Origin of the sequence: Paenibacillus sp. FSL H8-0280 (assembly GCF_045040665.1) — a bacterium.
GTDB classification, from domain to species: Bacteria; Bacillota; Bacilli; order Paenibacillales; family Paenibacillaceae; genus Paenibacillus; species Paenibacillus xylanexedens_A.
This window is the reverse complement of record NZ_CP150296.1, coordinates 1,293,749-1,305,377: the sequence shown is the minus strand read 5'-3', so window position 1 is coordinate 1,305,377 and position 11,629 is coordinate 1,293,749. Positions and strand designations below refer to the sequence as shown.

The window sequence follows — 11,629 nt, the reverse complement described above, 5'->3', positions numbered from 1 at the left end:
AGTTGATAATACGGTGCAGACGCAACTACAAGGATTATCCCTATACCGCGGAGCTTTTACCTTTTTTCACACGATGTTTCAACCGATCTGGAATGGCAAAGAGCAAAATGTACATCAGCGAGAACAAAACTAGCGCAAGTATCTCTTCCCCAAGGATGTACATGGGATACGGACCTAACATATCAAGCACCGAGGGTGTACTCGGTTTGTGTCTCAAAAACATATAATTCGCGTCAAGCATGACATCTACAACGTATACGATTAATGCTGCCACATTCACAAATATCATCGAACCTGCTACAGATCTCCAGCTAGGTCGCAGCTGTTCCACCCAGGTCATGTAGAGTAAGGCCAGAATGATACAGGCATGAGCAACGAAAAATTGAATGAATCGAAAATGTGCATAACCATAACCCAAATTAGGAGTCAGGATCGCCATAAGGGCTCCAGCAATGCCTGCAAACAGCAGTGCAGAATGTAACAGTCGACTGCGTGTCAGTAGTAACAACGCCGATAATAGCAGAGACAGACTGCATAGTTCGAGTGGCAGTGACGTCTGCAGGCTCCATATCCCTCCGTACACATACCAGAGTTGCAGCACGATTTCGCAGGCAAACATGATACAGGCCAGAACAATCCGCAGTATGCGGCGTGCCCTCTCTGACCATGATCGAAGATGGTGTCGAAGCAAAAACAGCAGTACAATCAATGCTGTAATTACGCTAATCGAAACGATATGTGAAGTGGAGAACAGAATAAACGGCTCTGCGTCATAAGGGTCCAGCCATGGTGGATACGCCATGCATCTCTTCTCTCCTTTACAAGGATCTCACCAACATTATCTCTCTTTAATGTTAACTTTTTCATTTTGCCATTGAATGAAAGTACTGTCCAGTTGGAATTCTAAATAAGCATTGTAATTTAAATATCTTTATGTTAAGATAAATCCAGAAACAAAACACACAAAAAGTTAGTAACTTTCTTAACCGAAATAACAATAAATATAGCACTCAACAAACGTTCAACTAAACATTTACACTATCCCATTTCATCTAGGAGGAATTATTATGCAAATCAAAGGACTTCACCACGTATCAGCTCTAACCGCACATGCCGATCAGAACTATCGTTTCTACACCAACATCATGGGTCTGCGCCTCATTAAAAAAACGGTCAACCAGGACGACGTGTCCGTCTACCATCTCTTCTATGGCGATGAGAAAGGCAATCCGGGTACCGAACTTACCTTCTTCGAGATTCCGATGGCCGGACAGACTCGTGAAGGGGTGAACAGCATATCTGGAACGTCACTGCGTGTTCCAAGTGATGCGGCACTTACTTACTGGCAGCAGCGTTTTGACGAATTCGAAGTTCCACATGGAGAGATTGTTGAACGGGGTGGTCGTGCCACGCTTTCGTTCACAGACTTTGAAGGACAACGTCTGATTCTGGTCTCGGATGAAAATAATACAGGTGTCGCTGGTGGTAAACCATGGGATCAGAGCCCTGTGCCTGCCGAGTATGGCATTGTAGGCCTTGGCCCTATCCATCTTACGGTAAAAGATGCTTCCCTTACCTCTCCGGTTCTTACCGAACTGCTCGGTTTCAGAGCTAAAGGAAGTTACCCTGCCTTTACTCCAGGTCAACCTGATGTACTCGTTTTTGAATCCGGCGAAGGTGGCAGCGGCTCCGAGGTGCATGTTGAGGAACGGAATGACCTTGCCCAAGAGCGTCCTGGACGTGGCAGCGTACACCATGTTGCGTTCCGTGTGGATAACGAGGAAGAACTCAAACAATGGGTGGAACGGGTTCGTAACTTCCAATTCCCTAACTCCGGTTTTGTAGATCGCTTCTACTTCCGCTCCCTCTATTTCCGTGAAGCAAACGGTATTCTGTTCGAACTTGCAACCGATGGTCCGGGATTTGATACAGATGAAGAATTGGAGCATCTGGGAGAATCGCTTGCCTTGCCTCCATTCCTTGAAGGTCGCCGCGCCGAGATTGAAGCGAATCTGAAACCACTGGATACCATAATCCGCTAATATTCGTAACAAAAAGAAAATAAAAACGATGTTCACCAGGCAACTCTGAATACCGGATACGGTTCAGGAATCGCCTAGTGAATCATCGTTTTTTTATGTTTATGCTTGCCTTGCCCCTTCTGTAAGGTCGCAAACTTGCAGATTGTGTTTTACTTCGTCAGATACGATGTTGTGAGCGGTACAAACAGAGCCGAACCCGGATCTTCAGATACAATCTCTACATAGACAGCGTCTGTACCTTTAACATCCACATCTAGACTCATCATACCGCTTTCTGGAGTGATATTGAACTTTTTGAGTGTCGCGAGATCCTGATCATAGATATGAATCTCCTGATTTCCTTTCAGCGCGGCAAGTTCCAAGTGCAGAGAAGAATACTTTTTACCCGTATTAATCTGGATATCATCCCCCTGTTTCGTAGGATCATTATGCAGATAAACATCCTTGTAATCCTTGCCTTTATATGTGGTATCCTTAGGATCTTTGGTGTGCCAAGCGGTAGATCCCAGTACGGATGTTCCAAGTGCACTCAGCGTTACTTTTCCGTTGGTTACGGGCGCAGATCCATTCGTTCCGCCAATCAGGACGGATGAAGTTGCACTGTCATAAGTGATCTCTGTCCCAAGCAAAGATCCCACAGCACGCACAGGCAAATAAGTCGTTCCGTTGTAAGTGATAGGCAACACTGTTTTACCATTGGCATCTTTGGCTGTCACCGTGGCACCATCCATTTTTAGCGTAATCTTGCTGTTTAGATAGGCTTTAATCTGCTCCAACCCTGTTGCTGCGAGTGCACCTGTTCCGATCCCAAGCGTTAGTGTGCCTACCATCAAACCCAGTACAACTTTTTTCTTCATCAAAATCCCTCCTGAATGTTAAAATGATTTGTCCTTTATACATTTAAACGACTAAAGTGATAATGTCAATTGTTTACTGCATTTTTAGTACACATTTCCTATTTCCGGGCAGCACAAAACGAGGCTGTATGTCCCCATTTTTTTCAGCCTCGCCCAGTTTCCCACTGTCCGTATACGCAGAAAGGAAATATTCTTGTCAGATGTTCACTTAATTCCACACTTGAGAACTTTCAATTCCCGACGCACTACGATATAAACAGGATGGTATCAATCAAAAGATTCATAATATTCTTCTTCATACACTTCCATGCTGTACTTCAAATCTACGGCCTTCCACTCGCCATCTTGATACTCATAAGTGAATGTCAGATCACCCGCATATAAAGCCGCACCGTAAGATCCTGCTGCTGATACAACAAGCTGGCCATCCTCTACACTGTAATAGGTAACTCCACCGAATCCCAACTCTTCGTTATATACGCCGCCACTCGTATCTTCCTCGATCCGTAAAGGTTCTGCTTGAACGCCATCAACGGCGACATCAACATCCACACGGTCTGATCTAACCGTAACTTTCGACTTCACATGTTGTTTCGCAATCTCATCCAGAGATTGCATCTTCATCTCTTCCAGCGTTACTGGATTAATGATACGTGCTTGTCCCAAATAAATCCCTGTTCCATGACCTTCCGTGTACAGAACAATAATTTCTTTCTGGCCGTCTCCATTCATATCCAGCTCGTGCACTTCGGGTTTGTAAGACCCGCCTTCTCCCTGCCAATCACTAAATTCTCGCGTTTTGCCGTCCACTTCCAAAATCATTCCGTTATATATATATCCTGAACCCTCAACTTTCATAGGGTATAATCTGACGTTCTCATTCTCTGGAGCTACCGAAACGTATTCCTCTTTCACGGGAATCGATTCCTGTGTTGTCTTCGCTGTGTCATGCAGTTTATCTATATTGGAAGCCTCGCCCACTGCGGTCTGGCTGGATTGATCATCTATGTTAAGCTGTTTTTGCGATTCATTCATGGTTCTGGCAGCCGAAGTTGTACTAATCGTAGCTACCGCCAAAATAATCATCAGCAGGATACCTGTCCAAGTTTTCAATATACTGGGCTCCTTTATCTGTTGTGATAATCCTATTATATCTTCATTTATCGCCTGCAAGTTGCGAATTTGTTAATCTTTCATAAAATAATCTTTACAAATTTTCGTTTTCACGAAAGAACGTTCGGCTTTAACCAGAATAAGCAAATTCTCATGCCAAAACTGTTCTCCAAAAACAAAAAAAAATCCGAACACAGCTTAAGGCTGCATCCGGAATGCTTTGGTTTTGTCCAATAACCGATCGGTTAATTGTCTCAGTTCTTCAGCCGAGGATGAAATCTCCTCCATGATGGCTGTCTCTTCGTGTGCGGCATCCATAATTCGTCTCGCCTCATCCGAGAACGATCCGGCTTTCCCCTGGATCTTCTTCACATGACCGTGCGTTTGCTCCACGCGACCGGTCTGTTCTGCAATTTTGGAGCCGATATCATGCGCACCCTTCATAAATACTTCCACTGTTCCTGTCAGTTCATGCAACGTCTGATCCACAGAGACGGTCCGCTCCGATTCATTAACCACGAGACCATGCTGCTCATGAGACAGTTGGGCTGTCTCCCTGATCCGCTCTTGCACACGACTAATCAGCTCATTAATACGGTGTACCGATTCCTTACTTTCGTCTGCCAGCTTGCGGATCTGCTGCGCCACGACTGCAAAACCAGAACCTTCTTCGCCAGCTCGTGCAGCCTCAATGGAAGCATTCAGGGCAAGTAACCCTGTTTCCTCTGCGATGTTTTTGACAGACTGGGTAATTACCTCAATATCGGAGGCTTCCTTCTCCAGCAACAGCATAATGTCGCGGGAACGATTGTGTGACTCGGCCAGCTCGTCCATCCCTTTCATCAACGATGAGAAAGTCTGTTTTGTATGATCCACCGATCGTTCCATCTGACCGGACATCTCTGTCATGTCCATGGACTGGCTATGCATACGCTGGAAATCGTTCAGCATCTCATCCGCAGTGATCAGAGATTGATGGGAAGTCACCTTCTGCTCTTCTACGCCTACAGCAATATGATCCACCGCATCCGACATCATCTCGATCTGTTCGGCGGCTTGGGTAATCGCTTCACTCAGAGACTGTGCGTTCTGTGAAGTCGTTCTTGTACTGTCTGCAATATCATTTACAATGCTTCGAAGGTTAGAAACCATTGCGCGAAAAGCATCATATAATACGGTAAGTTCATCCTGCGTGCGTCGCTGCGGAATTTCGGTTGTCAGATCCCCCGCTGAAACCTGCTGTGCAGCCCGGGACAGGTGAACGATTGGACGAGTCAGCCAGCGTGAGGCAAACCATCCCAGAATCCCGTTCCAGCATACTCCCATGATCAGGATAATCGATATGTATACCCAATTCGGAATATCTAACGTAACCCAGTCTTTGACAAAAAATATAAAAAAGCCGCTAGTTCCGTAGGTAATAATCGAAATCAGTACCAGACCTGCGACAGTCTTTGCTCCTAAAGTCCATTTCATGTGCACACCCCGTAGTCCTTTTTTCCTATTTTACCAATCAAGTACCAAATTTCATGTGATATACATCACTGAAAACGTTCTATTTCCCCCATACTTGCCGTTCATGCATGACTTCTCTACCATAAAGCGCATAATGTATAAGACAAGCTTGGCTACCCCTCCCCTTCTTGGAAATTGAATAATATTCCATTTAATATCCCTAATTTTATTTATTATCGGCACAAGAGGCCAAATGATTTAGATTGGCATCCATTTTGCTTAAATGATATACTGAGTGCGCTTCAGCAACGCTGGAGCCGAACTATTTTTATTGATGCCACTGGAGGCGAACGAGATGTCTACTATGTCCACACGGACGGAGAAAGATTTTATCGGTGAAAAAGAAATCCCGGCTTATGCTTATTATGGAATTCAGACGGTACGGGCCGTGGAAAACTTCCCGATTACCGGCGTTCCGGTACACCGGGAGCTGATCACGGCTCTGGCTGCGGTGAAGAAGGCAGCAGCGATTACCAACATGGAGTTGAAAATGCTGCCAAGCAAGATTGGCGATGTGATCGTCATGGCGGCTGAAGAAATGATGAAAGGCCATCATCTGGATCATTTTATTGTAGACTCCATTCAGGGCGGTGCAGGCACCTCCATGAATATGAATATGAACGAAATTTTGGCCAACCGCGGGCTGGAACTGCTAACCAAAAGCAAGGGAGACTACTTCCATTGCAATCCCAATAATCATGTGAACATGTCCCAGTCCACCAATGACGTGGTACCTACAGCACTGCGCATTGCGGCGTACCGACTGTCGGAGACGTTACTCGCTACCATGAAAAGACTACAGGATGCGTTCCGTAAAAAAGAAGTTGAATTCAACGATGTGGTCAAGGTTGGCCGTACCCATCTTCAGGATGCCGTGCCTATTCGCCTTGGACAAGAATTCGGAGCTTATGCCCGTGTAATCGGACGGGATATTGAGCGTCTTGAATTCGCCAATCGCCGCTTGCTTACCATTAACATGGGTGCAACTGCGGTAGGTACAGGGCTCAATGCCAAACCCGAATATATCGTCAAGGTTACAGAGCACCTGTCTGATGTTACCGGACTTCCACTACAAACAGCTGAGGATCTCGTGGATGCAACGCAGAACACAGATGCCTATCTGGAACTTTCAGCGGCGCTGAAGGTATGTGCGGTTAGCCTTTCTAAAATCTGTAATGATATTCGCATGATGGCTTCAGGTCCACGTGCAGGATTCAATGAATTGCGCCTGCCACCGCGTCAGCCAGGTTCCTCCATTATGCCGGGCAAAGTCAACCCTGTTATGGCAGAAGTCATTAACCAGGTATCCTTCCAGGTGATGGGGAACGACCATACGATCTGTATGGCGTGTGAAGCCGGTCAATTCGAGCTGAATGTCATGGGCCCAGTTATTGCGTTCAACTTGCTGCAATCGCTGAAAATTATGAATAACGGCATCGATGTTTTCACGCGTTATGCAGTTGAAGAGATGGAAGCTAACCGTGAGCGCTGCGAATTAATCATGAAGCAAAGTTTCAGTGTGGTTACGGCGTTGAACCCGCACTTAGGTTATAATGTGGCAGCTTCCATCGTGAAGGAAGCACTCAAGACTGGACTTTCCTTGCAAGAGATTATTCTCGAACGCGGATTGCTGACACCGGAAGAACTGGAAGAGATTCTTCATCCGGAACAGATGACTACACCAGGGATTGCCGGAGAACACTTCCTGCGTAATATGGAACGTTTGTAGGTAATCAGGACAACTGATGCAGCAACCCAAACACAAATAATTAACAAGAACCCCCGCAGACCGTTCATCCGGTTTGCGGGGGTTCTTGTATTCAGAGATGATAAGACGCCAGCTATTCCATTAAGCCCACCGTTTACGCTCAAGGGAAGGCAGAATCTGAAGTTCCTCCCTGTACTTGGCAACCGTTCTACGGGAGATGACAATTCCCTCCTCGGCGAGCAGTGTAGCCAAATGACTATCCGAGTATGGACGCTGAGTCTGTTCCATGCGAATGATTTCTTTTAATCTACGTTTCACCGCTGATGCTGATGTTTTATCTCCAGACGTTGTACGGATTCCCGAGGCAAAAAAAGCCCTGAGTTCATATACACCATGTGGGGTGTCAATGTATTTACCGTTCACCGCACGACTTACCGTTGATTCATGTATGCCAATCTTCTCTGCAATAACAGCCAGATTAAGTGGTTTTAGCGCGGATGGGCCTTTGACCAAAAAGTGCTTTTGCTCTTCCATCACTGCCGCCAGCACACGCACTAAAGTCCTGCGCCGCAAGTGTACACTCCGAATGATAGCCCTCGCCTCTGCCACGCGGGTAGACCAGATTGTGTCCGGAGCCTCTTCCCTGATCCAGCGGAAGCACGCTTCATTCATCGATACACGAGGGTTACCTGCTGCATGCAGACTATAATGGACCTCACCGTTACGCAACCCAACAATGGCATCCGGAATAATGTAATGTGGCCGTTCTGTACATCCGATGGATCGACAGGGCTTGGGATCGAGACGTGTAATATAGTCATAGGCAGTCTGAGCTTCCTGCGAAGTCATGCCTAATCGACTCCCTGTTCTACCTGGGTGAAAAGGAACCAGTGCTTCCAATCCGGCTTCCACCATACGTTCAGCGTACTGAACAGCCAATGGATCGCGTCTAATCTGGAGCAACAGACATTCTTGCAGATTCCGCGCCCCTACACCAGCAGGATCCAGCGATTGGAGAAGCTCCAGTCCCGCTGCAATCTTGCTCATCGGAAGCTCAAGTGTTGCTTGCACCTCTGCCAGTTCAACCGTCAGATAACCATCATCATTAACGCACCCTGCCAAATATACCGCCATATTTTCCAATTCGTCTGGAATTGTCATCACTCGAATTTGCGCAATCAGCAATTGTTCCAGAGTAGGTTCGGCGCCTTTAGCCTGAAGCAGCGGATCATAGGAATCATACCTGCGCTGATCCATTCGCCGCGGAATCCGGGCGAGGGGCGCAGCTTGTTCTTCCAGTTCAAGTACTGGATTTTCCTCCGCTGCATCCAGCAAGTAACGTGTCAGATCCTGGCCAGACATGGTTAGCAAATGAAAGGATTGTTTCATCTCCGGCGTGATGGACAGCCGAATACGTTGTTCCTGTACCAACTGAACACCTAACATCCGTTTCCCTCCTTATGCGTTGCAGGGATAATAGCATACTATTCAAGTGAATGTAAGAAGTTTTTAGTCGGATCATGGGTTTCTGTCTAGTATTTCTCCGATACCAGCTTCGCTTGTGTAAACAACAGCAGATAGTCTCTTCCACCTGCCTTGGAATCCGTGCCTGACATGTTAAATCCACCAAATGGATGTGTGCCTACCAGTGCTCCGGTACATTTCCGGTTGAAATACAGATTACCCGCAAAGTATTCGCGTCTTGCCTGTTCCAGATGTTCACGATTACGTGAGATCACCGCGCCGGTCAGACCATAGTCTGTATTATTGGCGATATCCAAAGCATCCTGGAATGATTCTGCTTTGATGAACGCAAGCACAGGTCCAAAAATCTCATCCTGAGCAATCCGGGCTTTCGGGTCCACATCGGCAATTATGGTAGGTTCAATGAAATAACCTTCAACGTTCCCTGTACCGCCACCGTGCACAAGACGCCCCTCACCCTTGCCGATTTCAATATATTCCGTGATCTTTGCATATGCCTTGTCATCGATAACTGGCCCAACCTGACTGCCAACTTCAAGTGGACTGCCCATCGTCAGTTTCTGTGTCCGTTCAATCACTTTTTGCAATACTTCATCATATACATCCTTATGAATAATGGCACGGGAACACGCCGAACATTTCTGTCCTGAGAAACCAAATGCCGAAGCGGTAATGGACTCTGCCGCGAGTTCCAGATCACTGTCACTGTCTACTACGATGGAATCCTTGCCGCCCATCTCTGCAATGACCCGTTTGATCCACTTCTGACCTGGAGCTGTTCGTGCTGCACGTTCATTAATTCGCAGTCCTACATCTCTGGAACCGGTGAAACTGATAAACCGGGTGAGCGCATGATCCACGAGATAATCACCCACTTCACTGCCTGGTCCTGGTAAAAAGTTCACGACGCCATCCGGCAGGCCAACTTCTGCGAGCAGCTCCATAAACTTCGCGGCAATCACCGGAGTTGTGCTGGCGGGCTTTAACACCACCGTGTTGCCGGAGACCAGTGCAGCAGAGGTCATACCTGCCATAATCGCCAGCGGGAAGTTCCAAGGTGGAATGACAACACCCACGCCCAGCGGAATATAACTCAGTTCATTATCTTCTCCTGCAATCCGCACGAGGGGCTGCGGTTCACTCAGTCGCTGCATATCCCGTGCATAAAATTCCATAAAATCAATGGCTTCCGCGGTATCCGCATCCGCTTCAGGCCAAGTCTTGCCGGCTTCATAGACCATCCATGCGGAGAATTCATGCTTGCGACGGCGCATAATGGCAGCTGCTTTGTATAGATAACGAGCCCGTTCATTCGCGTCAGTATGTTTCCATGTGTGGAATGTCTCCGCCGCTGTCTGAATGGCCTTTTCGGCCAATTCTCGATCTGCCTGATGGATCGTTCCGACAACTTGATTCTTGGCTGCGGGGTTCACGGAAGTCAACGTGCGGCTACTTGTTATTTTTTGCCCACCAATAATAATCGGATATTCCTGCCCAAGTTCAGCTTCTACCTGACGAAGTGCGTCTTCAAATGCTTCCTGGTTCGCCTGGACTGCAAAAGGTGTGAATGGTTCGTTAACAAAAGGGATATTCATCAATGATTCCTCCTTCAGGATGTGGGATTCGCTGGCTGCTCGCCTGAATTGTTTTGCATGTTACTCATCACCAAATATATGTAGCAAAATCCATGCCAACTCCGGTTGAGATTGAAATATTTTTCGCTGAAAAATAAAAAACATTGAATCTTGCTGGTTCTGGCACGCTTCTTGCTTCTAATTAGGGATAAAAAGCATGATTTAACCGAGTGGGATCGAATGATGCACAATGCTGAAGGAGGAAACAAAAATGAGTGTGGGAACGGAAATATATCGTAAAACCTTATTAACCGTGGCAGGCAACAAAGCTGTAGAGAACCTGTCCATTAGATATGGTAAGAAGCTGGCAGGCAAGTTTATTGCAGGAAACACCTTGGAAGAAGCTCTCAAAGAGATCCACATACTCAATAATAAAGGCATTATGGCTACGCTCGATCATCTTGGCGAAGGCATCACCCGACTGAGCGAAGCGGCATTGTACAGGGATGAGTATGTACGCCTGGTAGAAGGCATTGCACGTGAAGGGGCAGACTCCAACGTCTCGCTGAAACCGACACAAATGGGCCTCGCACTTGACCCGGAAGAGGGTTACCAAAATATCCGTACTGTTGCCGCACAAGCCAAATTACATGATCTATTTGTTCGAATTGATATGGAGGATAGTCCATTTACTCAAGCGACGCTGGATATTGTCCGAAGACTGCACTTGGAAGGACTGCATAATACAGGCACAGTATTGCAAGCCTACCTGCATCGCACCGAAGAAGATACACGTGATATGATTCGGGAAGGCATTCGGCTTCGGCTGGTTAAAGGTGCTTACAAAGAACCCGGATCAGTCGCCTATCAGAATACTTCTGAAGTCATTCATCAATTCAAAACGATGATTCGTAATCACCTCGATCAGGGTGTATACACTGCGGTTGCCTCGCATGATGATCACATCATTAACTGGACGAAACAATACGCCAAGGATCGGGGAATCTCGCCGGATGCCTTTGAATTTCAGATGTTATATGGTCTGCGTATGAGCGAACAGGAACGTCTCGCCAAAGAAGGCTATCGCATTCGCTGTTACGTACCTTATGGCACCATGTGGTATCCGTACTATACCCGCCGTTTGGCCGAAAAACCGGCTAATCTCTGGATGGTCGTTAAGAATATGTTCCGATAATTATTCGCCAGCTGGATCAATATATATGAAAAAAGACAAAAGAAAACCATGTTGCCTCTTTCTTTATGGGCACATGGTTTTTTCTGTACGAACACTTTACCAGAGCATCCAACTTTCCTTTTCTCCGGTTCTTCTCTTAA

At 46.7% G+C, this 11,629-nt stretch carries 9 protein-coding genes; 3 read left to right on the top strand and 6 right to left on the bottom strand.

Annotated features, from left to right (window positions below; all coding sequences use genetic code 11):
* Window positions 1–40: 40 nt before the first annotated feature.
* The gene (locus tag MHI12_RS05750) at window positions 41–802 is read right to left on the bottom strand and encodes a TIGR02206 family membrane protein (RefSeq protein WP_341010288.1); all 762 of its coding nucleotides are present in this window, start codon (window positions 800–802) and stop codon (window positions 41–43) included.
* Window positions 803–1,067: 265 nt separating this feature from the next.
* Between MHI12_RS05750 and MHI12_RS05745 the strand changes: the two genes are divergently transcribed.
* Entirely contained in the window at window positions 1,068–2,042 is a 975-nt protein-coding gene (locus MHI12_RS05745; RefSeq protein WP_211081830.1) for a ring-cleaving dioxygenase, read from the top strand.
* A gap of 149 nt (window positions 2,043–2,191) precedes the next feature.
* Here MHI12_RS05745 and MHI12_RS05740 read toward each other — a convergent pair whose 3' ends face one another.
* The 3 genes from MHI12_RS05740 to MHI12_RS05730 form a co-directional block, all read right to left on the bottom strand.
* On the bottom strand, window positions 2,192–2,899 hold the full coding sequence (locus MHI12_RS05740; RefSeq protein ID WP_091034085.1) for a stalk domain-containing protein: 708 nt from the start codon (window positions 2,897–2,899) through the stop codon (window positions 2,192–2,194).
* A gap of 267 nt (window positions 2,900–3,166) precedes the next feature.
* Window positions 3,167–4,012, bottom strand: a complete 846-nt coding sequence (locus tag MHI12_RS05735) for a hypothetical protein (protein ID WP_405171827.1) — start codon at window positions 4,010–4,012, stop codon at window positions 3,167–3,169.
* 198 nt (window positions 4,013–4,210) lie between these two features.
* Complete coding sequence (locus MHI12_RS05730; protein ID WP_036672371.1) at window positions 4,211–5,488, bottom strand: methyl-accepting chemotaxis protein; 1,278 nt, start codon at window positions 5,486–5,488, stop codon at window positions 4,211–4,213.
* 334 nt (window positions 5,489–5,822) lie between these two features.
* Here MHI12_RS05730 and MHI12_RS05725 point away from each other — a divergent pair, with 334 nt between their 5' ends.
* Window positions 5,823–7,256: an aspartate ammonia-lyase gene (locus tag MHI12_RS05725; protein WP_017690253.1), complete on the top strand. Its 1,434-nt coding sequence runs from the start codon at window positions 5,823–5,825 to the stop codon at window positions 7,254–7,256.
* Between the two features lie 120 nt (window positions 7,257–7,376).
* Here the strand turns inward: MHI12_RS05725 and rpoN are convergent, their stop codons facing one another.
* Both rpoN and pruA read right to left on the bottom strand, forming a co-directional pair.
* Window positions 7,377–8,681 (bottom strand): RNA polymerase factor sigma-54, encoded by a 1,305-nt coding sequence (gene rpoN, locus MHI12_RS05720; protein ID WP_405171826.1) that lies wholly within the window; start codon window positions 8,679–8,681, stop codon window positions 7,377–7,379.
* 86 nt (window positions 8,682–8,767) lie between these two features.
* Entirely contained in the window at window positions 8,768–10,315 is a 1,548-nt protein-coding gene (gene pruA / locus MHI12_RS05715) for an L-glutamate gamma-semialdehyde dehydrogenase (protein ID WP_405171825.1), read from the bottom strand.
* A 250-nt stretch (window positions 10,316–10,565) separates the two neighbouring features.
* Between pruA and MHI12_RS05710 the strand changes: the two genes are divergently transcribed.
* Window positions 10,566–11,489: a proline dehydrogenase family protein gene (locus MHI12_RS05710; RefSeq protein ID WP_405171824.1), complete on the top strand. Its 924-nt coding sequence runs from the start codon at window positions 10,566–10,568 to the stop codon at window positions 11,487–11,489.
* The last annotated feature ends 140 nt before the right edge of the window (window positions 11,490–11,629 follow it).

What these genes read in the sequence shown, in the direction of transcription:
- MHI12_RS05750 (WP_341010288.1), bottom strand. Translation starts at nt 802, where the DNA reads ATGGCGTATCCACCATGGCTGGACCCTTATGACGCAGAGCCGTTTATT.
- MHI12_RS05745 (WP_211081830.1), top strand. Translation starts at nt 1,068, where the DNA reads ATGCAAATCAAAGGACTTCACCACGTATCAGCTCTAACCGCACATGCC.
- MHI12_RS05740 (WP_091034085.1), bottom strand. Translation starts at nt 2,899, where the DNA reads ATGAAGAAAAAAGTTGTACTGGGTTTGATGGTAGGCACACTAACGCTT.
- MHI12_RS05730 (WP_036672371.1), bottom strand. Translation starts at nt 5,488, where the DNA reads ATGAAATGGACTTTAGGAGCAAAGACTGTCGCAGGTCTGGTACTGATT.
- MHI12_RS05725 (WP_017690253.1), top strand. Translation starts at nt 5,823, where the DNA reads ATGTCTACTATGTCCACACGGACGGAGAAAGATTTTATCGGTGAAAAA.
- rpoN (WP_405171826.1), bottom strand. Translation starts at nt 8,681, where the DNA reads ATGTTAGGTGTTCAGTTGGTACAGGAACAACGTATTCGGCTGTCCATC.
- pruA (WP_405171825.1), bottom strand. Translation starts at nt 10,315, where the DNA reads ATGAATATCCCTTTTGTTAACGAACCATTCACACCTTTTGCAGTCCAG.
- MHI12_RS05710 (WP_405171824.1), top strand. Translation starts at nt 10,566, where the DNA reads ATGAGTGTGGGAACGGAAATATATCGTAAAACCTTATTAACCGTGGCA.